At 59.3% G+C, this 22,588-nt stretch carries 17 protein-coding genes and 1 pseudogene; 2 read left to right on the top strand and 16 right to left on the bottom strand.

Annotation, left to right across the window (positions count from 1 at the left end; genetic code table 11):
• Nucleotides 1-15: 15 nt before the first annotated feature.
• The 3 genes from AC07WT_RS03455 to AC07WT_RS03445 all read right to left on the bottom strand — a co-directional run bounded on the left by AC07WT_RS03455 (nucleotide 16) and on the right by AC07WT_RS03445 (nucleotide 3,949).
• Entirely contained in the window at nucleotides 16-756 is a 741-nt protein-coding gene (locus AC07WT_RS03455; protein ID WP_492592525.1) for an ATP-binding cassette domain-containing protein, read from the bottom strand.
• Between the two features lie 366 nt (nucleotides 757-1,122).
• Nucleotides 1,123-2,118 carry an inositol 2-dehydrogenase gene (gene iolG / locus AC07WT_RS03450; protein WP_494946051.1) on the bottom strand — a complete coding sequence of 332 codons (996 nt, stop codon included), beginning with the start codon at nucleotides 2,116-2,118 and terminating at the stop codon, nucleotides 1,123-1,125.
• A 631-nt stretch (nucleotides 2,119-2,749) separates the two neighbouring features.
• A complete protein-coding gene (locus AC07WT_RS03445; protein WP_494946050.1) occupies nucleotides 2,750-3,949 on the bottom strand; it encodes an arabinose transporter in 1,200 nt (399 codons plus the stop codon).
• A gap of 147 nt (nucleotides 3,950-4,096) precedes the next feature.
• Between AC07WT_RS03445 and AC07WT_RS03440 the strand changes: the two genes are divergently transcribed.
• A complete protein-coding gene (locus AC07WT_RS03440; RefSeq protein ID WP_494946049.1) occupies nucleotides 4,097-4,300 on the top strand; it encodes a hypothetical protein in 204 nt (67 codons plus the stop codon).
• On the opposite strand, the gene AC07WT_RS03435 is transcribed toward AC07WT_RS03440, so the two are convergent.
• The 10 genes from AC07WT_RS03435 to AC07WT_RS03390 all read right to left on the bottom strand — a co-directional run bounded on the left by AC07WT_RS03435 (nucleotide 4,297) and on the right by AC07WT_RS03390 (nucleotide 16,368).
• A complete protein-coding gene (locus AC07WT_RS03435) occupies nucleotides 4,297-5,466 on the bottom strand; it encodes a Gfo/Idh/MocA family protein (protein WP_494946048.1) in 1,170 nt (389 codons plus the stop codon). The genes AC07WT_RS03440 and AC07WT_RS03435 overlap by 4 nt on opposite strands.
• Nucleotides 5,463-6,530 carry a sugar phosphate isomerase/epimerase family protein gene (locus AC07WT_RS03430; RefSeq protein ID WP_494948376.1) on the bottom strand — a complete coding sequence of 356 codons (1,068 nt, stop codon included), beginning with the start codon at nucleotides 6,528-6,530 and terminating at the stop codon, nucleotides 5,463-5,465. The genes AC07WT_RS03435 and AC07WT_RS03430 overlap by 4 nt, the downstream gene beginning before the upstream one ends.
• Nucleotides 6,531-6,611: 81 nt before the next feature.
• Nucleotides 6,612-7,421 carry an SDR family oxidoreductase gene (locus tag AC07WT_RS03425; protein WP_494946047.1) on the bottom strand — a complete coding sequence of 270 codons (810 nt, stop codon included), beginning with the start codon at nucleotides 7,419-7,421 and terminating at the stop codon, nucleotides 6,612-6,614.
• Complete coding sequence (gene iolE / locus AC07WT_RS03420) at nucleotides 7,418-8,332, bottom strand: myo-inosose-2 dehydratase (RefSeq protein ID WP_494946046.1); 915 nt, start codon at nucleotides 8,330-8,332, stop codon at nucleotides 7,418-7,420. Before iolE ends, AC07WT_RS03425 begins: the two co-directional genes overlap by 4 nt.
• Nucleotides 8,333-8,356: 24 nt before the next feature.
• Nucleotides 8,357-10,258: a 3D-(3,5/4)-trihydroxycyclohexane-1,2-dione acylhydrolase (decyclizing) gene (gene iolD / locus AC07WT_RS03415; RefSeq protein WP_494946045.1), complete on the bottom strand. Its 1,902-nt coding sequence runs from the start codon at nucleotides 10,256-10,258 to the stop codon at nucleotides 8,357-8,359.
• A 184-nt stretch (nucleotides 10,259-10,442) separates the two neighbouring features.
• Nucleotides 10,443-11,399 carry a MurR/RpiR family transcriptional regulator gene (locus AC07WT_RS03410; RefSeq protein ID WP_494946044.1) on the bottom strand — a complete coding sequence of 319 codons (957 nt, stop codon included), beginning with the start codon at nucleotides 11,397-11,399 and terminating at the stop codon, nucleotides 10,443-10,445.
• Nucleotides 11,400-11,805: 406 nt separating this feature from the next.
• A complete protein-coding gene (locus AC07WT_RS03405; protein ID WP_494946043.1) occupies nucleotides 11,806-12,927 on the bottom strand; it encodes a Gfo/Idh/MocA family protein in 1,122 nt (373 codons plus the stop codon).
• Nucleotides 12,928-13,123: 196 nt separating this feature from the next.
• A complete protein-coding gene (locus AC07WT_RS03400) occupies nucleotides 13,124-14,104 on the bottom strand; it encodes a hydroxyacid dehydrogenase (RefSeq protein ID WP_494946042.1) in 981 nt (326 codons plus the stop codon).
• 1 nt (nucleotide 14,105) lies between these two features.
• Complete coding sequence (locus AC07WT_RS03395) at nucleotides 14,106-14,921, bottom strand: HpcH/HpaI aldolase family protein (protein ID WP_492592514.1); 816 nt, start codon at nucleotides 14,919-14,921, stop codon at nucleotides 14,106-14,108.
• A 10-nt stretch (nucleotides 14,922-14,931) separates the two neighbouring features.
• On the bottom strand, nucleotides 14,932-16,368 hold the full coding sequence (locus AC07WT_RS03390; protein WP_494946041.1) for an NAD-dependent succinate-semialdehyde dehydrogenase: 1,437 nt from the start codon (nucleotides 16,366-16,368) through the stop codon (nucleotides 14,932-14,934).
• Between the two features lie 430 nt (nucleotides 16,369-16,798).
• Here AC07WT_RS03390 and AC07WT_RS03385 point away from each other — a divergent pair.
• A pseudogene (locus tag AC07WT_RS03385) lies at nucleotides 16,799-16,963 on the top strand (IS6 family transposase); the annotation flags it as partial.
• Between the two features lie 155 nt (nucleotides 16,964-17,118).
• Here AC07WT_RS03385 and AC07WT_RS03380 read toward each other — a convergent pair.
• From AC07WT_RS03380 to AC07WT_RS03370, 3 genes are all read right to left on the bottom strand, one after another.
• Nucleotides 17,119-18,249 (bottom strand): porin, encoded by a 1,131-nt coding sequence (locus AC07WT_RS03380; protein ID WP_494946040.1) that lies wholly within the window; start codon nucleotides 18,247-18,249, stop codon nucleotides 17,119-17,121.
• Nucleotides 18,250-18,580: 331 nt separating this feature from the next.
• The gene (locus tag AC07WT_RS03375; protein WP_494946039.1) at nucleotides 18,581-19,582 is read right to left on the bottom strand and encodes an alpha/beta hydrolase; all 1,002 of its coding nucleotides are present in this window, start codon (nucleotides 19,580-19,582) and stop codon (nucleotides 18,581-18,583) included.
• 207 nt (nucleotides 19,583-19,789) lie between these two features.
• Entirely contained in the window at nucleotides 19,790-22,387 is a 2,598-nt protein-coding gene (locus AC07WT_RS03370) for a 2-oxoglutarate dehydrogenase E1 component (RefSeq protein ID WP_494946038.1), read from the bottom strand.
• Between the last annotated feature and the right edge of the window lie 201 nt (nucleotides 22,388-22,588).

Here is a 22,588-nt window from a genome sequence, read left to right as displayed (position 1 = left end):
CCTCCTGGATCGCTGTCAGGCCGATTCGATCGCACCCGTGATCAGCCCTGTGACTTCTTCAGGCGAACTTGAGGCGATGCTCTTATCCGCAACTTTCCGACCGCGACGCATGACGAGAACGCGGCTGCAAACCGCAAAGACGTCGGGCATGCGGTGGCTGATCAAGATCACCGTGTGATTCGTGTCTCTGAGCCGCTCGATCAGGGCAAGGACTTCGGCGACCTGTCGAACGCTTATGGCTGCGGTCGGTTCGTCCATGAGAACGAGCTTCGGATTGGAAAGACGAGTACGGGCGATTGCCACAGCCTGGCGCTGCCCGCCCGACATTCTCCGTACGAGTTGCCACGGGCGAGTCTCAGATTTCAGTTCCGCAAAAAGTTCGGCTGAGCGTTCGGCCATGGCCTTGTCGTCCAGGATGCTGAACGGGCCAACTTTGCGCTTCAGTTCACGGCCGAGGAAGACATTTCCGGCGGCCGTCAGGTTATCGCTCAGCGCCAGATCCTGATAAACCACCTCGATACCTTTGTCTCTGGCATCGATTGGCCGATTGAAATGACAAAGCTCGCCGTCCACAGAAATCTGACCACCGGTCGGCGAAAAGTTGCCGGCAATCATTTTGACGAGCGTAGATTTTCCTGCGCCGTTGTCTCCCATGAGGGCGACTACTTCACCCTTTGCAATCGAACAGCTGACGTCCGAAACGGCTTGAATCGCGCCGAAGCTTTTCGATACATTCCTTAACTCGAGAATAGCCATAGACCACGTCTCCTGATTTTGTAAACGTCACGGCATCAAGGCCGTGATCCTTCGGTGACTTAAGACACGCTGAGCCAACTCCTCTCTCGCGAGGAGCGAATGGAAGTGTCGATAACCTTTTGAATCTCCCGTACTTTGCGAGAGTCCTGTCCAGTCATCGGCCCGCCTGCGATCGCCTTCAGGAAGTCAGCGACCTCGATTATTTTCAAATCGTTGAAGCCGGGTTGATGACCGGGCGCAACGATGAAATTGCCGTAAATCCTTCGCTGATCTGATCCCGCGTGCGTAGGGCAGAAATTGACAATCGCGCTAACGTGCCATTGGCAATCATGGAACGGGCCAATCGCAGAGCCAGAGGGTCGCCCCTTAGTCGACCTTTACCATTCGTCCAGTTCTCACGGATTCCACCGCGCAATCCGCAAGCTTCAATGCCTGACGGCCATCCTTTGGCGTGACCGGCATCGGCAGGCCGTCGCGCAATGCCGTAAGGAACGCTTCGAGTTCGGCCCGATATGCGTCGGCATAGCGCTCAAGGAAAAAGTTGAGCAAGGGTTGCCGAGACTCGGTTTGCTCCGCCGTATATCGACGCACGGTTGTAGGCCTCAAATTCTCGTTCAGCAGCATTCCCCGCGAGCCGAAAATTTCGAACCGCTGATCGTATCCGTAGACGGCTTCCCGGCAGCAGTTGATGTGACATTGCTTCCCTGACGCCGTTTGCATGATCACCATCAACGTATCGAAGTCGTCGAGTTCTGAGAGCGTGCTCTCCACGACCCTGCTCGCAACAGCCATCACCGACACGGGTTCTTCACCGAGCAGCCATCGCGCCATGTCGAAATCGTGGATGGTCATATCTCTGAAGATTCCGCCCGAATGCTTCAAATAATCCAGCGGCGGCAGCCCGGGGTCTCGGCTCGAGATGATCACCTGTCTGACGTCGCCAATATCGCCTGCGTCGATGGCACGTCGAAGCTCGATCGAGCTAGGATCGAAACGCCGGTTGAATGCCAGCATCACCCGTGCCCCCAGTGCTTCCAGTTCTGCCACCGCGGCGTCGGCGCGCTTAATGTCCAGATCCACCGGCTTTTCGCAAAGCACAGCTTTCCCCGCACGCGCCGCGGCCAACATCAAGTCGACGTGCGTGTCGGTTGGCGTGCCAATGATCACAGCGTCTACATCTGCACGCGAAATTGCGTCCAGGGGATTCGAAACCGCCTCGCATCCAAGTTGTTCTGCGAGCGACCGAGCGGCATTTTCGAATGGATCAGCTACCACGACTAACGACGCGTGCCGGCTAGCAGCAGCGTTTGCAGCATGGATTTTGCCGATTCGTCCAGCGCCCAATACGGCAATGCGAGTCATACCATGTCTCCAATTTGATTGACGGTCGCCGGGTCCGACCGGCTAGGTACATCGATGCAAAACTAACTTTCACCAGGTTTCTTGCTGCCATTCACACGCGACTGACAGTCGTGCGAAACGGGTCATTCCGTCATTCGTCGATGTGGCTATGGGGCGGCGCTCTGGTGTGACAGGCACTTAATGTTGCATAATCTATATTATGCAATTTTTGTTGCATGTCAAGGTTTGCGTGCGCCTTCACCGATCGTCCCGAGGTCGCCCGGATCAGCCAAGATCCCCTTGCGACAAGGCTTTTCCTCGCCAGGCAGCGCGATCTGCAAGGTGAACCGAGGGAAAACGATAGGTCCCATGATTCACCGCACGGTGTGTCTTGCGGCACGAGTCGATCCGTTGGTTCAAATCGTAAACACTCCGTTCTGTTCAGCAACTTCACAATCTCTATTTAATATGTTGTACGAACTTTATATGCAGTGAGCCGACCAATTCGGCATCTTTTCCGGCATCGCTACCAGGTTTCAAATCGTTGCCGCAAAGCGTGTTTGCGTCGGCAATGGAACCTGGCCGATCTCCAACAATCTGCGCGAGACTGCAATCAGACGACTCACCCTGTCTGCCGCATACTGATGAGCAGTCATGTTGCCCGTTTGCTCCATACCGTCATGGCGACGCCGGCACACGACGTAACCACACCTGCCCCGAAGATGGCCTGGTACCCCAGCCCTGACGCGATCAGACCCGCAAGCGGGCCCGTTACGAAATAGGCGACATCCTGGAAAGCGGTAAAGGTTCCTATGGCGATGGCCCGGCTGTGCGATGGCATTCGCTTCACGGTCATCGATCCGAGCGCCGGAAACATCAACGAACATCCCACTCCTGTCACGGCTGCACCCAATACGGCGATCGCACTATTGGACGCCAGGCACATGATGAGTTGGCCGACTGCCTCGACACACATCGATCCCAGGGCGACCCGATACCCGCCCAACCTATCAGGCAACGAACCGAGCAACAGCCTGACCAGAACGAAAGCAAAGCCGAAGCTTGATAAAGCCAGCCCCGGATTTGCCCATCCCCGCGCAACGAAATAAAGGGAAACAAAGGAGCCGATCGCAGCAAAACCAAAACCTTGCAACGCGAGGGTTATCCCGGGGCGCCAGACGACTCCGAGTACCTCACGAAAACCGCTGCGATGTCCACCGCTGGCTGGGACCGCTGAAAGGCTAAGTACCGCAACGCACGCAATCAACGGCAGTCCAATCATCGCGACGCCGACCAGAGTGAAGCCTCCGATGTGAACTAGTGCCATGCCGCATGGCGCACCGACTGCAATCGCGCCATATAGCGCCATTCCGTTCCACGCCATCACCTTGCCCGAGCGCTGCGCACCCGCCAGGCCGATTCCCCAGGTCAACGCACCTGTGATGAGCTGGCTTTCTCCCAAACCCGAAAACACTCGACTGACCATTACACACGCCAGCTGAAAAACGGGTGCCCCCGTAAACAGCGTTGCACCAGCGAATGCCACGCCGGCAGCGGAGCACGCCAACAAACCCCGCAACATCGACCTGCGGGCTCCCAAATGGTCAGCCTCACGTCCGGCATATCCGCGCGTGAGCAGTGTCGCAAGAAAATGCGCGCTTACAGCCGTACCGGCAATGACATCGCTGAACCCGAGCAGTCGCCCGACGAAAATAGAAACGACCGGCAACAGGGCGCCAAAGGTAATCCCACAGATAAAGACCGCCGCACTGAGGCAAAACACGCTGCGTCCCACCGCAGTCCCGGGAGTCTTGGCAGTCACCGCTGTAACGGGTTTCGAATTGCAATTCATAAGAGGCTGCTTCCCGATTGAAAACGGTCTCCTCGTCGACCGCTGGCGTCAGACAGTTCCCGGACAGGTTCACTTGCAAGACCATGCCCGGGATTCTCCCGTTACGAAAGTCAGCGGTACCGCCCAGCATATTTCAGCAAGGCGCCAATGATGTTGGGATTGGTTACTGTCATCTCTGCCTCCTCATCTCATGGATCTGACGCGCTCAACGCAGAAATGAACGATCAGATTTTATTGCATGGCATTGCTAATGAAACAATCAATTTCGATAACGATAAACTGCATTTCTCTGCCCCGGAATATGCCAGCGTCCTGCTTGCTGGATTATCGACCGACTCCTCGCGCCACTAGACGAATTCCGGCTTTACCCACACCGATCCACGCTCGAAGCTGTCTGCCACCGCGTCGACAAACGCCACGCCTTTCAAACCATCGTAGGCCACCGGTATGTCTCGGCCGAGCGGGCCGACCTGCCGATCGTCCAACCGCGCCCGAATCGCTTCGGCGAACCCACCATAGAGATTGGCAAAGGCCTCGATATATCCCTCCGGATGTCCCGGAGGGGTACGCGTCCGGACTCTTGCCGCGTCTGAAACATCGTCACGGCCGCGCTTGATCGTGGCGGGTGCGCCGCCGAGCGGTGTATGAAGGAGCTCATTGGGTTGTTCCTGAGCCCATGCGAGACTGCCTTTGTCGCCAGTTATCCGAAGCCGCAACCCATTAGAGTGACCAATCGCTACCTGCGACGACCAGAGCAGGCCACGAGCGCCTCCTTCGTACCTCAACATCACGTGCGCATTGTCATCCAATGATCGACCCGGGACGAAGGTCGCCAGATCGGCGCATAGCGCGTCGAGCTGCAATCCGCTCACAAAGGCGGCGAGATGGTAGGCATGTGTGCCAATGTCTCCGATGCTTCCGCCCCGCCCGGATTTTTTTGGATCCGTCCGCCATTGCGCCTGGGCATTTCCAGCGACCTCGATCGCCGTAGCCATCCACTCGAGCGGGTATTCGACCTGCACCACCCGCACCGTGCCGATCACGCCTTGCGCGACCAGCGCGCGGGCTTCGTGTACAAGCGGATATCCGCTATATGTATAGGCGACGCCAACGAAGCGGCCGCTCGACCGCGCCAACTGATGCAGGCTCACCGCGTCCTCCAGGGTGGTCGTCATCGGCTTTTCGCAAATGATGTCAAAGCCTGCTTCAATCAATGCCTTCGCGATCGGAAAATGCGTATGGTTTGGCGTACAGATTGAAACGATGTCTGCCTTATCTGCTCTCGTACGTTCACCTTCGATCAGTTCGAGGTAGCTGCCGTACGCGCGATCGCTTTCGACGCCAACGCTCCCAGCAAACGCCCGCCCTTTTTCGGCGGAGATGTCGAACGCACCCGCTACAAGCTCGTACTGGTCATCGAGACGCGATGCATAACGGTGGATGCCACCGATGTATGCGCCTTCGCCTCCGCCAACCATAGCAAGACGCAAACGCCTGTTGATCCTTGTGCTATTCATTGCGCCTCCTGTCCAAGGCCGAGGATCGCCCGGTTCGACGCGCGGTCCGCGCCCGATTTCACGAAATCGTCAAACGCCCGGTCTGATACGCTGATGATGTGATCGCGAATAAAGCGTGCACCTTCAGCCGCGCCATCCTCGGAATTTTTCAGAAAGCATTCCCACTCGAGGACGGCCCAGCCGTCGAAATCGTAGGTTGAGAGCTTCGAGAAAATGGACTTGAAGTCAACCTGCCCGTCTCCGAGTGAACGGAACCTGCCGGCGCGACTGGCCCAGGGCTGGAAGCCACCGTACGCCCCGGTTTTGCCGTTCGGGCGGAACTCAGCGTCCTTTACATGAAACATACGGATGCGTTTGTGGTAGTGATCGATGTAGGAGAGGTAGTCGATCGATTGCAGGACCAGGTGACTCGGGTCATACATGATGTTGCAACGAGGGTGATTGCCGACGCGCTCGAGGAACATCTCAAAGGTCAGGCCATCGTGCAGATCTTCTGCCGGATGAATTTCGTAGCACAGGTCGACACCCTCGTGATCAAACGCGTCGAGGATGGGCCGCCAGCGACGTGCCTGCTCATCGAATGCCTCATCGATCAGCCCTTCGGGCCACTGCGGATAAGGGTACAGGTAGGGCCAAAGTAACGTGCCCGAAAAAGTGACATGACGGTCAAGTCCTAGCCGGCGCGAAGCCTTGGCAGCCAGCAACAACTGCTCTCGAGCCCATTCCTGACGCCGCTGCGGATTGCCGCGCACCGCCTGCGGTGCGAACGAATCAGCTATCACGTCGTAGGCGGGATGAGAGGCTACCAGTTGGCCCTGGAGGTGCGTCGCGAGTTCGGTCACCGTCAGACCGCGTGCCGCTGCCACGCCCCTGATTTCGTCCGCATACGTCTGGCTCTCGGCGGCCTTCGCGAGATCGATGACTCTCGCGTCCCACGCCGGCAGTTGAACTCCCGTGAAGCCCTTGTCTGCAGCCCAGTCAACCAGTCCGGCATACGTGCTAAAGGGGGCCTCATTGCCTGCGAACTGGGCCAGGAAAACGCCCGGCCCCTTGATGGTACGCATGATTTCCACGACCTCATTCAAGTTCGAGAAGTGCGGCGCGACGTGCGCCGCGATCACTGGCGGCCCGAGTTCGTTGACCGGTCACAACGCCGCGTTCGGGCTTGGGGGCTCGTCGTATCCTCCCCACACGGACTGGTCATACTCGACCACGGACCCTGTCATCAGCCCGGACTCGTCACTGCTCAGGAACGCTACAGCGCGTGCCACCTCGGCAGGATCGATCAGGCGGCCAAAAGGCAATTTCTGCGCGGCCTCATCGAGCCAGTTGTCCTTTGCCCCGTGGTACGTTTTCATGATCCGGTCTTCGCCCTCGGATGCCATCCATCCAATGTTCAGGCCGTTCACGCGAATCCGGTTCTTCAGCGCCGCAAACGCGGTGTTTCGGGTGAGGGTGGCTAGTGCGCCCTTGGAAGCGGAATAAGCGGAGATGAACGGTTGACCCGCCAGACTCGCCATCGAACAGATGTTGACGATCGTGCCTTTGGTTTCCGTTCGAAGCATGAGCTTGATCGCGTCCTGCATCAGGAAAAACGGCGCACGCACATTCGTCGCAAACATCTCGTCAAACCGTTCCGGCGTTGTGTCCAGAATCGTGCCGCGATCGCTGATGGCTGCTGCGTTGACGAGCGCGTCGACCCGACCAAACGACTGGTCAGCGGCCGCGATGACCACACGGCAGTCCTCGACGCTTGACAGGTCCGCTGGTACGAACACCACTTTCGCCTTTGTCGCGGCAGTCAGTTCTCTCGCTTTTGCTTCGCCCTTCTCACGCGAGCGACCGCAGATGATGATTCCCTCTGCGCCTCGCTGTGCAAAGAGCGTGGCAATTGCGGCGCCCAGACCTTGAGTGCCACCGGTGACAACAGCAATTTTTCCCTCGAACTGATTCATGTCGTGCTCCTTTCGATGTCGTAGCCCGCTCGCTGCAACGCCATGGTGAGCGAACGATGTCCAATTCTCGCGTACTCGAGCGGCGGAGCGTTGGCGGGATCCTGCTCCGCCTCGACCACAAACCAGCCCTCGTAACCAATCTCGGCAAGTTTTTGCGCGACAGTCGCGAAATCGATCGCGCCGTCTCCGGGCACCGTATAGACGCCTTTGAGCACCGCGTCCAGAAAGGACTCATGTGACCGGTCCAATCCGGTCAGAACACCGTCGCGGATGTCCTTCGCGTGCACATGAATAACCCGTTTTCCGTGCCGGTTCAGGATCGCGATTGGATCGGCGCCGGCAAACACCGCGTGCCCGGTATCGAGCAGAAGATGCACCGCCTCGCCGGTATGGGCCATCAGACGGTCGATGTCCTGTGCGCTTTCAATCGCGGTACCCATGTGATGGTGAAACGCGAGCGGCACGTCCTGTTCGGCACAGAACTCGGCGAACTTCGTTAGCTTGCGGCCATATGTCACGAAGTCGTCGTCGTTGAGCGTACGTCGACCTGTCAGAGGGACATTCTGGCGGTTCTGGATGGTGCCAGCGGTCTCGCCGTACACCAGGCACGCGGCGCCACATTCGCGAAATAACGCAAGCTGCGCCAGCACTTTGTCCTTTTCCGCTTCAAGGTCTGAGTCAAGGACGGTGCCCGAATACCACCCCGACACAAGCCGCAGGCCAAAGCGCGACAGCAGCGGCTTCAGCTCGGCACTCGTCTTCGGAAACTTCCCGCCCGTTTCGACGCCGAGGAACCCGGCTTCAGCGCTCTCGGCGAGGCACGTCTCGAGCGGCGTATCGCCGCCCAGTTGCGGCAGGTCATCGTTGGACCAGGCGATTGGAGCAATGCCCAGCTTTGCTTTGAGTGTCATATCTGTTTCCCGTAGAAGGAATGATCAAACGCCGATGCGCTGTTTCGTACGGCCCTTTTCCTGATCCTTGCGCGCGGCCTGCACCTCTTCGCGCTCACTTACCTGCGGAACCCCGACGTCCCACCAGGCATCGCCCGGCGTCCACGCGAATGCATCGGTCACGATCGAGATGACGGTGGTCCGGTCGTTCGACTTCGCCCACTTCAAGGCATCGCGCAATTCGTCGAGCGTATTAGTGCGGCGAGCCAGTGCTCCCATCGATTCGGCATGGCGGATGAAATCAACCGGGAAGGCCTCCTTGACCTTGCTGTCCTTCAGCAGGTTGTTGAACGATGCTCCGCCCTTGCCGTTCTGAAGCCGGTTAATGACGCCGAAGCCGCCGTTGTCGCACACAAGAACAATCATCTTGTGTCCCGCCAGCACTGACGAATAGATGTCGGAGTTCATCATCATGTATGAGCCATCGCCGACCATGACAAAGACGTCACGTGACGGATCAGCCATCGCTGCACCCCAGCCGCCAGCGATCTCGTAGCCCATGCAGGAAAAACCGAACTCGCAATCGAACGTACCTGGCGCCTTGACGCGCCAACCCTTGACCAGTTCGCCGGGCAAACCGCCCGCAGCAGAGATGACATAGTCGCGTTCCGCGGCTTCTTCATTCGCGACGCCGACAACCTGCGCGTACGTAGGCACGATGGCATCTGTGTGCTTCTGGCCTGCATCCAGGGCATCGTTCCAGCGTGCAAATTCACGCCGGCCATGCTCGAGCCATGACGCATCCACGTGCCAGTCTCCGAGCGCGGCATCCAGCTCGGTGACGGTTTCCCGCGCGTCACCGATTAGCGCAAGCGACCGGTGCTTGACCGCGTCAAAGCGCGCTGTGTTGATAGCAACAAACTTCGCGCTGTGTGAAAAGCAGCTCCACGAGCCGGTAGTGAAATCCTGCAACCGCGTGCCGATCGCGAGAACAACGTCCGCCTCGCCAGCAAGCGCGTTGGCCGAGGTCGATCCGATGATGCCTAGCGGTCCGATGTGAACCGGGTGATCGTGCGTGAGCGTGCCTTTGCCCGCGATTGTTTCTACGACGGGAATACCGCGCTCTTGAGCAAGCTTCACTACGGCCTGCTCAGCCTCCGAGTAGCGTACGCCCCCTCCGGCGATGATGATGGGACGCTGCGCCTCTTTGAGCACCGCCACGGCCTGCGCCACGCGAGCGCTATCGGGCCTCGGCCGGGGAATCGAGTGAACCGTCGGTTCAAAGAACGCTGCCGGATAGTCGAATGCCACTTCCTGGACGTCTTGACACAAACCGAGGAAAGCCGGGCCGCAGTCCGCAGGATCCAGCATCACGGCTACCGCCTGTGGCAGCGATGAGATGATCTGCTCCGGATGCGTGATGCGGTCCCAGTACCGGGTGACCGCCTTGAACGCATCATTGACCGTCATCGACGGATCGTTGAAATGCTCAACCTGCTGCAATACAGGATCCGGACGGCGGCTTGCGAATGTGTCGCCAGACAGGAAGAGGATCGGCAACCGATTGGCGTGTGCGAGGCCAGCTGCGGTCACAAAGTTGGTCGCACCAGGCCCGATCGACGAGGTGGCGACCATGATCTGGCGCCGACGTTTCGCCTTTGCAAAGGCAATCGCGGCGAGCGCCATCGATTGCTCGTTCTGGCCACGCCAGGTAGGAAATTCGTCTTTTACCGCTTCGAGCGCTTCTGCAAGACAGGTGACATTGCCATGTCCGAAAATACCGAAGACGCCCGGGAAGAGCGGAACACGCTTTCCGTCGATCTCGGTAAACTGGCTCTTCAGGTAACGCACTATGGCTTGGGCCACGGTGCAGCGAATGGTCGACATTGTCTTCTCCTCACACGTTCGGAATAACAGCGGGCTCGTCGCACCGCCCGGCTTTTTCAAACTTTATTGCAGATAACGTGTGTTAGCAACAAACATTGCTTAAGGGTTTCTCCCAGTGCGTTCTGCACCTTGCGCACGAGCGCCGACAGCCCGGGGACACCAGGCAGTAACGGGGAGTGCGGGAAGAAAACCTGGCGCGACTACTATGCTGGACGGACGTGATTCGCCTGTTAGATCAGCCGCATCATTCCGTGCGCTGTCGGGACCGTTTGCCCCGGTTCCGTTCCTTCTCTGTGACGGTCGCAATGCGCGGCGCTCCGTCATGACCGGGCTGAAGAAGCGCAGCGAGGGCAATGCCGATGCACTGCGTCAGGCACATGGGAGCAGCAAGCGAACGCGAGAACGTGTACTCCTCTTCCGGAATGGTAAAGAGCACGCCTGCGTCCTTGGCAAGAGGCGAAAGCTGGCTGTCCGTAATCGCCACAATGGGCACGCCCGCCCGCGCCGCGATGTCCGAGATCATGACGACTTCCTTGGCATAGTGACGAAATGAGATGGCGACCAGCACATCTTCCCCCGTCATCGTCGAGGCCATTTCCGGTGCCAGGCCGCCGGACGCGTCGAGCAGGATCACCTTGCGTTGCAGCATCGTCAGGATATAGCGCAGAAATTGCGCTATCGGTTCCGAACGAAGCTGGCCAGCGATGTAAATCGTCTGCGCGTTCTTCAGATAGTGCGCTGCCTGCGTAAGGCTTTCCTCGGTCACGCTGCTCAACAGCGCCTGAAGCGTCGCGATGTCGCGCACCACGAGGTCATGCAGAAACCCAAGGTTGCCCTGATCGACGTTGCGCTTGAGATCCACCTCCAGGGCATTGATGCGCTCACGAAAACCCGGAGCGGTGGTCGCAAGACGGGTCTGAAACACCGCCTGGAGTTGCTTGAAGCCGGAATATCCGAAGTTCTGTGCAAAACGCACCAGAATGGATGGATGTGCGCCGCATTTGGCCGCGATCGCGTTGATCGACTCCAGCGCCACTACGTTGGGATTCTGCGTAAAGAACCGCGCTACCTGCTGATACCGCTCGGACAGCCTGGGGTACTCCGTGGTGATGACGTTGACGATCCCCTCGTAGTTCTCCTCCGGGATAATCTGCTCGGCGGTCGTTTCCTTGGTCATCTTCGGTTTCTTTTCGCTCGTCATTCCGGTTGCGTCTCGTGTCGCTGGTAGTCCTGTCAGCCAAACGATGCCACCAGTGTTCGCCTCCGGCAAGTCTGAGTCGCAATACCCGGTCAGCGTCGCCGATGTGGCCGTCCTCAATCGATAATCTCACACCTGTTCACACTGTCCCGAATGACTCCCCCGCCAAGCTGCCGGTCCTGTGAGGCCGCGGCACGGCCGCGACGAAGCGCATGCCCTCCTGCATGAACAGCTGCACCCTTCCTGCGCCGTACTGTCGATCGATCAGCTTGGTCCACCCCATCGCCAGCCAGATTTCCGTACCAAGTAACGAGGTCTCCGGGCCGGCGGTTCCAGACTCAACATACCCTTACCGGTCCGGCCCAGCGCGCCCACAACCCGGATGCCCAGTCCGGGCGCGCCGGGTGTGTCACGAAACAGCGAGCCAGCGTCTCTCTCTCGAAGACTGGATGGCGGTGTCGATAACTTTCTGGATTTCCCATGCCTCGCGGAAATCGGGCCCTCTTCGCTCGCCGCCGGCGATGGCCTGCAGGAAATCGGCGACTTCGATCGTTTTCAGGTCATTGAAACCGAGCTGGTGTCCGGGGGCGACGATGAAATTCCCGTATGGTGCGTGTTGTGGCCCGGACTCGATACGGACAAAACCTGCCGTATGGGGATCAGCACCGGCGCGATAGAACTGCAGTTCGTTCAGGCGTTCCTGCGAAAAGACGAGCGTGCCCTTCGTGCCTGTCACTTCGAAGCCCAGTTGCATCTTCCTGCCCAGCGCGACCCAGTTGGCTTCGATGCTGCCGCTGCAGCCGCGTTCGAACCGCACGATGGCCCGGCCGATGTCATCGACCTCGACCTTCCTTCGCTCGGTCGCCCCCGGACCGACCGGTCGAGTCTTCACAACCGTCTGCAGATCGGCGTTGATCTCCACGATCGGCCCCAGCAGGAAGCGCGACATTCCGATTATGTGGCTGCCGAGATCGGCAATCGCACCACCGCCGCCAGAGGGGTCCACTCGCCAATTGTATGGTGCGTCGGCGTCGGCCATGTAGTCCTCCGCGTGAATGCCGCGAAAGCTCACGATGTCGCCGAGTTCACCTGAGGCGATCAGCGACCGGGCGAGACCCAGGATGGGGTTCTTGATGTAGTTAAAACCCACCTGCGTCACTACCCCGGCGGCCTCTGCCGCTTCCATCATGATCTTCGCGTCCGCAGCGCCAGGCGCGATCGGTTTTTCGCAATGCACGTGCTTGCCCGCGGCAATCGCCGCGAGCGCCTGCTCCTTGTGCACCAGGTTGGGCGTAGTGATCGACACAATGTCGACCGCTGGATCAGTCACGAGTGACTTCCAGTCCGAGCTCGCTCGCGCAAAGCCAAACTGCGCTGCGGCGCGCTTCGCGGCGTCTGCGTCGATATCGGCAACCGCAACGAGTTTCGGACGTAAAGATTCAGGGAACACGCCTGCCACGGCGCGATAGGCCAAGGCGTGAGTTTTTCCCATGAAGCCCGTACCGATAATGCCAATGCCAATTTCCTGCATGATGTATTCACCCTTATGTATTAAGACCTGGCTCGACCTGACGCCCCTTAGCCGACCATCACCGTTCTACCCGTCCTCGCCGACTCCAGCGCGCAGTTCGCCAATCGCAAGCTGGCTCCAGTCTCTTGGGTCGTTGACGACGTTACGTAAAAGTCCTTCGCATGTGTTCGGCAGGCTTTGCCCATCGGCCCAGCACTCAGTCCATCGTCGCAGGCGGGGCGATTCTCACGTCGTTGACCACCAGCGCCGGATCCAGATGACCAGCGAAGAAGTTAACGATGTTCGTGGCAGCGGACACCGCCATGCCGGCCGCCGCTTCCTCAGTCAAGCCCGCGGAGTGTGGACTTAGTACGACATTCTCGAAATCAAACAGGGGGTTATTCGGCCCCGGCGGCTCGCTCTCAAACACGTCGAGGCCAGCACCGGCCAGACGGCCTGCGGAGAGCGCCTCCTGCAGTGCTCCCTCATCGACGATTCCGCCACGCGCTGTGTTCACGACGATTGACGAGGGTTTCATCCACCCCAATTCCCGGGCTCCAAGCAACGGACCATTTGCTGACTTTGGCATGTGAACTGACACAACATCAGCCTCAGCGAGAGCTTGCCGCAGATCGCCGACAGGCGTCACACCCAATGCACTAATTGTTTCGCCTGCAATGTAGGGATCGTAGGCGAGAATTTTCATGTTAAAACCTGCGGCCATTCTCGCCATCGCCTTGCCAATACGACCGAACCCTAGCAGCAACAACGTCCGGCCGTTGAGCTCCCATGCATCGTAGCTATTTCGATATTCCCAGGAAGAGGCTCGGGTCTTCTGGTCGTACACGATCGTCCGCTTGGCGAGCGCAAGCACCAGCATCATGCTGTGCTCGGCGACCGAGTTTGAGATGACGTCGCCAATAATCGCCAATGGGATGGATCGCTCTGTCAATGCTCCGACATCAACAGCATCGAACCCGACGCCATGGCGCGACACGATCTTGAGTCGGCTTGCAGATTCGATCACCGCACGCGGCAGTGGCTGGGTACGGATGAGGATCGCGTCCGCTTTCGGCGCTAGTGGCGCATAGGACTCGACCGAAATTTCCTCAACGAGGTCGAAGGTCACACCGCGGGCATTGCGCAGGATGTCCAGCCCCGCGTCGTGAATGCGTCCGGCTACCAGTACGTGGGGCATGTCAGTAACCTCCCGCCAGCTTTGCGTCCGAAGGCGTCGTCTTGCCGAGCAACGCGCGCACGGACTTCACGCTTGCCTGTGCCGCACCCGCAAGCAGCCGCACGTCGTTGGACACCGTCACGAGGTCGAAACCCCACTCCACAGCGCGAGCCGCATATTCCGGCGTTCCGTTATGCAACGCTGCCTTAATGCCGGCGTGATGCGCACGCTTCAGGATGTGCTGGATGGCCTCGACCATTTCCGGCTCCTCGCGGTCGAATCCGCGCGGATATTTCTTGCCAGTCAAACCGAGCGTCAAATCCGCCGGTCCGATATAGACACCGTCCAGACCTGGTGTCGAGACGATCTCGTCAATGTTCGCAAGGGCTTCGGCTGTCTCAATCATCGCAAAGCAGAGAACCTGCTCGTCAGCGTGCTGGCCATAGTCAGCGCCAGCGGAAAAATTCGCGCGTATCGGTCCGAAACTGCGCGAGCCCAAAGGCGGATAACGCATGTAGGAAACCAGCCTCGCCGCATCCTCCGCAGTATTGACCATCGGACAGATCACCCCGTAAGCGCCTGCATCGAGCGCTTTCATGATGTCGCCCGGGTCGAGCCATGGCACCCGGACAAGCGGGACCACCGCGCTTGCGCGCATCGCCTGTAGCATGGCGGTCGCAACCTCGTAGCCAACCAGGCCATGCTGCAGGTCGATCGTGATCGAGTCATATCCTTGCTCGGCCATGATCTCGGCGGAAAACGGACATGCAAAGGCAAGCCAGCCGTTTACGACAGGTTTGCCGTCTGCCCACAGCGACTTGATATTATTGAGTTTCATAGCCCCTCTCCTAGACTGCGATCTGCGCGAGCTTGACGTTCATGAAGTCAAGGACACCTTCGACTCCGCCTTCCCGCCCCATGCCACTCGATTTGATCCCGCCGAACGGCGCTTCGGCTGCCGCGAGTGCGAAACTGTTCACACCAATCATGCCCGCCTCTATCCGTGACACCGCTTCCCGGATTCGCCCCGGGTCCCTTGTAAATACATAGGCGGACAGGCCGTATGGGGAATCGTTAGCCCAGCTATAGGCGTCCTCTGGATCGCCGAATGGAGTGATCGCAGCGATCGGGCCAAAATTCTCTTCAGCTAGCGCCAGTGCCTGTGGAGGAACGTCGGACAGCACCGTCGGTTCGAAGAAGAAGCCATTCCCGAACCCTGGCGGACGGTGTCCTCCCGTTGCAACGCTTGCCCCGAGAGCGACGCTGTCTGCCACGATCGACTCAATGGCCTCGCGTCGGCGCTGATTGATAAGCGGCCCCATCTGCGTCGCATCGTCCAGCCCATTGCCGAGGCGTAGCGCCTTGGCACGCTCGGTGAAACCGGAAACGAAGCGGCTGTAGATGCCCTTCTGGACATAGAAGCGGTCAGGCGTGACGCACACCTGACCCGCGTTTGCATATTTCGTCGCGACGGCCAGATCCAGAGCGGTTTCAAGATCGGCGTCATCGAACACCACAAGGGGTGCATTCCCACCCAGTTCCATGCTGACGCGTTTCAGCGTCTGTGCCGAATCGCGGATCATCTGCTGGCCGACAGATGTCGAGCCGGTCAGCGTGATCTTTCTCACCTGAGCAGAGGCAACGAGTGTGGCGTAGGTCGTCGAGGTCGGACCGCTCACGAGATTCGCCACACCGGCCGGCACACCAGCCTTGCGCAAACATTCGAAGATGACCATCGCCACACCCGGCACTTCGGTCGACGGACGCACAATGATCGAACACCCGGCAGCGAGCGCAGGCGCAACCTTGCGGGCAATGAGTACCGCGGGAAAATTCCACGCCGTAAAGGCTGCCACGATCCCGACCGGCTCGTGCAGGACTTCGAACCGGCCACCCGGAACGCGACTTTCCACAATCCGTCCATATATGCGCCGCGCCTCTTCGGCATACCAGCGAAACTGGTCGACGCTCAGTTGCCATTCCCGCTTCGCCTGAACGAGCGGCTTGCCGGATTCGAGCGTGATGCGCCGTGCGCCCTCTTCTGTCGCCCGGAGCATTTCATCGGCCACCCGATGCAGGATGTCCGCACGCGTCCAGGCAGGTGTCTGCCGCCAGAGCTTCAGGCCTGTAGCCGCCGCATCGATCGCCTGCTCCACGTCTTCGACCGAAGCCTGGGGTATGTGACCAAGGACCTCCTCAGTGGCAGGGTCGATCACCTCTGCGGAGCCATTGCCCCCCGTGGAACGCCACTCGCCGCCAATGAATAAACCGAACTTCTCATACATGACTCCCGCTCCTCCTGTTCTCTGTCGCAGCGTGACGCCCGTAGTGCGATCCTGGCGCGGCTGGCAATTGGATATCAATCTTTATGCAATTAATATTGCTTTACTAATACTACGCAATTTTTGTTGCATGTCAAGGAAGTGCAACCCGCTGCGTACGGCAGGCGGCGAGGGGGAAGAGGCGGATGTGGTGCCGTACAGACGGGTTGCAGCTTTGTGGATGCGCGTCGGTCAGTCGTCGGGTAGGGGAAAACGATTACATGAGCCCCAAGCAGGAAACCCGATCGACGAACCCTGTGCTGATCGCCGCGCGACCCGGCAACAGCTGCAGCAGACAGGTGTTCACGCAGAGTGTTTCTCCAACCACGGTCCGTCGAGCCTGGTTGGATTACGATAATTTCGACGTGAGACTCCCTGCTTAACTGGTCACAAAATCAAGCGACGCACGCGACCCATGCTGGGGTTCAAGTTTTTTCTCTGCGCCCGGATTCTTCCCGGCGGAATTGAACTCATGCATATGATTGCCAAAGGACAAACGAAGTGCTCTCACCGAATCCATCCGTCTGCCGCCGGTCAATTCTACGACTTGGCAACATAAGTACTGCCTCGCATAGCGAGAGCATTTTCTCCGTGCGTCCTACCGCGACAAAACCACTTGCTTTCCCTGCATTTCATGGAGAAGCTGTGCTAGCACGAGGGCGCCAACAACAAAAAAGCCCGCGTTATGCGGGCTTTCTTTAGGGTATCTATGGATTAGAACTTGTGGCGGATACCCACGGTCACAGTAGCCTGCTTGTTGGAGCCCGAGTCGCCTGTTGCCGAGCCGACGACAGCTACAGCGGCCGTGCCCGACGAGTCTTGTGTCCCCGATGCGGTCGTGTATCCAGCCCATGCGTAGACATCCGTACGCTTGCTAAGCGAGTAGTCTGCTGCGACAGCGAACTGGTTGTACTTTGCCGATGAGCTGCCGCTCGACTTCAGGTACACGTAGCCAATCTGGGTCTGCAGCGGTGCCGAGACCTGCCACACGGCGTACACCGAACCCGTGTTGTACTTTTCCGCGTGCTTGAATGTCGAACTGCCGTCTGCAGTGTATTCGGCGTAGCTGTAGTAGCCGCCCAAGGTCACCGAGCCGAACACGTAGTTGCCGCCGATACGGGCATTGTTGATCGATGTCGCAGTGGAATACGCGGCGTTGACAGCCGTGTTGAACAACGAATCCCAGGTCGTCGTACCGCGGTTCGCGCGGTTGCCGTTGCTCAGGTGGTAGTAGCCCGCTGCCAGGTTGACCGGACCGTTGCTGTACGCAGCTGCAGCGGCATAGCTCTGACCCGAGCCCATCGCGCCAGCCACCCCGCCCAGCGAGTACATGGTTTCGAACTGGAAGCCGGACCAGGAAGGCGACGCGTATTTGATCGAGTTATTGACGCGCGCGCTGTTGTCGGCGTTGTCGATGTCACCCGGCGAGATGAACACGCCACCGAGAAAGCCGTCGCCCTGCACCGGCTGAACCAGGTCAACCAGCGGATCGTATTGACGCCCGGCCGTGAGCGTACCCCACTTGTCACTGCTCAGACCAACGAACGCCTGACGACCGAACAGGCGGCTACCCTGACCAAGCTTGCCGTTGGTCGAATTAAAACCGTTCTCCAACTGGAAGATTGTTTTCAGGCCACCACCGAGGTCTTCCGAGCCTTTCAGGCCCCAACGGCTACCGGACTCGTTGCCCGAAGTCATGCTGAAGGACTTGCTGCCGCCGTCGTTGGAAACGTACGTCAGGCCCGTATCGACGATACCGTACAGCGTGACGCTGTTTTGTGCATGGGCAGCGCCGGTTACGCCAAGCATTGCCAGCGAAAGAGTTGCCAGTGTGGTCTTCTTCATCTGCGTCCTTAAGTTTGTGTTGATGAACCTGCGGAGCGCAGAATAACTGCCGGTGAAACGTGATCCAAAATAGTGTTGGGTAAACACGACCAAAAATTAGGAATGGAAACTTTCCGTATCTTTCTCGCGGACAATAAAAAAAGGCCATGCAACATCGCATAGCCAAGGTCTGGACTGCGTGGATTACAACAGATGCAAAGAATATCCAGACGACCGCAAATCTAATGTCCGAATTTCGGAAAGTAAATAGCCGAAATGGGTAATTCCATTTCCAAAACTTGCTGCGTCAAAAAATACGCTCTGTCGTACCCGGCCAGACCTCACTGCAGACTCAACCGGGATCCCGGCCCAACACCGCAACTACTTGCTGGATCGCAGCGGGATCGAGAACGATGCCCGTATGGCCGACTTTGGGCACGATGCTCACAGGGATGTCAGGCCGAACCCCGTGAACCAGGGGCGCAAATTTATCCGCATAGAAAAACTCGTCGTCGGCCCCTACCAGCAATTCCGTGGGTCCGGCGATGTGGCGCAGATCGTCGAGATAATGCGTATCCTGCGTGAAATTCTCGCTCAACCGGTACGAATAGAGTGGCGTCATCATGTTCCCTGGCGCAGCAGGCACAGCGAAGGCGAGGACCGGTAGCGCCTCGAAACCATGAACACCAAACCGATCCAGGATGGTCAGCCCCACGTAGCGCGCCTTGAACGGTTTAGCAAAGCCTCCAACGCCAGGCCGCACCGTCGTCGCGTCACGTGCCAACATCGGCGACAACAGCACATACCGTCCGAATAGCGCGCCATCCGGCCCACCTGCAAAGCGCAATGCCAGTCCACCGCCGGCCGAATGCCCCAGCAGCGACAGGCTGGCGCTGGGCTGGGCCTGGTGCACGAAGCGCGCCAAGTCCGCCACATCGTCCTGAAGCTGGCCGTTGTAGGCGATGTCGCCGTGGACCCCTGAGGCGCCGTGGCCGCGCAGGTCTGGAACATAGACCGTGAATCCCGAAGCCTGAACCGCCCTGGCCAGCGCGTGAAGCATAAAGCTGCTGCCGGCCGCTCCGTGCAGCATCACCATAGCTCTGTTGCCGTGCCCCGGATAAACGCGATAAGCAAGCGCGGCCCCATCACGCGCCCGAAACGATTGGAGCGGTGGCAGATCGTGGAAATCGACCTTCTTGAACGGCGTGTCAGCGTCAGCCAGAGGCGGTGGCAAAGAGGAGGTTCCAAAAGCAATGATTCCGGCCAGAGCGACGGCGGCCAGAAGAGCAGTGGCACCGACGAGGGTGAGGAGTTTTGTCGCGATTCGGGATGGCGTCACGCTGGAAGCTTTCAAGGAATGGTTGACAGTGATGTGGTAATGCCAACGAGCCGGTGCAACTCCGCGCAGGCGCTAAAAAAGAACCGCAGCTTTCCGAACCTCCCCTGTCGGACAAGGTTCAAAGAACTGATGAAGAGCTGCGCGCCGGTGGCGAGTTTACGTCCAATCGCCACCATGCGCATAACACGACTCAATCCTGAGCCAAACTCTTCGTGACTGCTTTCAGCAAGCCTTGCAACACAACGCCGCCGCCACCAGACGACATTGTTCATGTCGATGCGCTCTGATCGACGAATGCGCACCCGATGCGGTAGAGGCTCGGCATACAGCGCGCAAGCGGCAGCCCGGCGGCAGCACCTGTTCGAGCTCCTCGCGCACGAAACGCCACGCGCCCTGGTTCCTGTCCTCCTCCTGCGCCCACACCACTTCGGTCAGGTTCTCGAACGCGCCAAGCACAGCCGCCAGCGCATCATGCGGAAACGGATACAGTTGTTCGATGCGAACCAGTGCTGTCGACGCATCTCGCGATTCGTCGCGTTTGCGCTGCAGTTCATAAAAGAACTTGCCGCTACAGAGAACGACCCGGGTAACGGCACGCCGATCTGCGATGCCCGGATCCGACTGGACTGGCTCGAACGAACCGTCGATGAACGCCTCCAGCGGCGAATGCGAGGCAGGGTTGCCGTAAAGCTGCGACTTCGGCGACATGACGACGAGCGGCTTGGGTCGGGCCGCCATCGCCTGCTCGCGCAACAGGTGGAACCATTGCGCCGACGTGGACGGAACGACGACGCGCAGGTTGTCGTCGGCGCACAGCTGAAGGAAGCGTCCCAGGTAACCGTTCGAATGCTCCGGGCCAACGCCTTCGTGACCATGCGGCAACAGGACAGTCAACGCGGACTGATAGCCCCACTTGTATTCGCCAGACGCAATGTACTGGTCGATGAAGACTTGTGCCCCGTTCACGAAATCGCCGAACTGCGCCTCCCAGATCGTCAGCCGCTTCTTCGTCTGCACGCTGTACCCATATTCGAAGCCAAGTGCGGCTTCTTCCGTAAGCGGTGAATTGACGATATCGAACACGCCCTGATGCGCGGCGATATGTCTGAGCGGGATATGAACGCCGCCGACGGCAGCGTGATCCTGTGCGTGCCAGACCGCATGCCGGTGCATGAACGTGCCGCGCCCCACGTCCATGCCCGAAAGGCGAATGCTGTGCCCCTCTTCCAGCAGAGACGCGTAAGCGATGTTTTCGGCAAAGCACCAGTCCGCGGCATGACTTGGGCTGGCAGCCGTCGCCTGCCACTTTGCGATGAGGTTGCCGACGAATTCATGCAGACGGAAGCCGTCCGGCACGCGGGTCGCCGCTGCCGTCAACGAGCGGATTCGCTCTGGCGATATCGAATGGAACGGTGTCGTTGCAGCGTTCTCGGGCGTCCCGGGCGCGCGAACAGGCGCATTCGCATCGACCGGTTGCGCCTGCAAGGTCCGCAGCGCGTTGGCACGCAGATCAGCGAGTGGCTCAGCGGCACCGATTGCTGCGTGATAGAGCTCCGTTACCGTGGGGTGAACCGCGACGGCTGTCTGCACCAGCGGCTGTGTGATGGCCGGAATGTCGTGCTCCGAGTGTCCGAGGCGCCGGTAACCGATCAGGTCGATGACAACGTCGGCTTCGTGTTTCATCCGGTAGTCGAACGCGATCCGGGCGGCGCGGATGACATCGTCCGGGTGGTCGGCATTAACGTGAATGACGGGCGCGTCGATCATGCGCGCAACGTCTGTGCAATACGTGTTCTCGCACACATCCATGCGATTGGGCGTCGTGAAGCCAATCTGATTGTTGACGATGACATGAATGGTGCCGCCCAGCGTGTAGCCGCTTTTGCGAGTCAGGTTCAGCGTCTCCATGACGATGCCCTGGCCCGCGAATGCGGCGTCGCCGTGAACGACGATCGGTACGCAAGCCGCATCCGGATGTTCATCCTGCCATCCGCGCGCCATGCCGCTGACGACCGGGTACACGCTCTGCAGATGCGACGGGTTATGTGCCAGCCACAGCGCGACTTCGCCATGCTGGGTCTGCTTGCGCGCCGTGCTGCCCAGGTGATAGGGCAGATCGGTCTGCACGGCAGCGATGTCGGATTCGTGGTCCAGGCAGGCCAACATCTTCGCGACGGGGAAGTCCATCACATTGACGAGCACGTTGAGACGTCCGCGGTGAGGCATGCCCAGAAATATCTGCTGCACGCCGTCGATGGCCGCGCTGTCGATCAACGCGTCCAGCAGCGGCACGAGGCTGTCGCAGCCTTCCAGAGAAAAGCGCTTTGCATGTTCGTGGCGAGAAACCACAAGGCGTTCCCACATTTCCGCTGCCAGCAGGCGACCCAGTACCGCGTCGCGCTGTTGCGGCGGCGGCGCGGGACATACGAGCTCGGACTCCATGCGGTTGAAGAGCCATCGCCGGCGCGACTCGCTGCGCATACCGCTGCAGTCGAGTCCGAGCGCGCCACAGTAGACGCGTTTGAGTTGCTGCTCCAGCTCCGCCACGGTGAACGCGAAGGGAAATCCCGCCTGATCAGTTGGGCGCATCTGGGCCGCATCGAGCCCATAGAATTGCGGCGAGAGTTCGGGCATCGCGACGCACGGTGCGAGCGCGAGCGGATCGAGACGCGCGATCCGGTAGCCGTCGTGGCGATGCGCGTCGACGAAGCGGGTGATCTGCAACGAGGAGACTGTTGGCGTATCGACGGGAGTCTGCTGCGTGGAGATGCCGGAAGAATGCTGCGGGACGGCGACAGGCTCGGAATAATCGTTGGACATGTTATTTAGGCGTATCGACAGAAACCGTTAATCGGATCTCGCTGTCCACTCCCCGATAGCCCCTCGCCCAGGCAGCGCCAGGCTGATGCAGCAGGACGGGCGCCGTCGAGCAGGCGGCGAGTTGGCCCGGAACGCGAGTTGCGCACACTTGCAGTCGCGTTCCCTTGCTTCTTTCATCGAGCCGCTTTGCCCAACCGGCTC

The sequence above is a fragment of the Paraburkholderia sp. GW821-FHT02A12 genome, from assembly GCF_059422005.1.
Note: the sequence above shows the minus strand (reverse complement) of the source record. Positions and strands in the feature narration are given on the sequence as shown.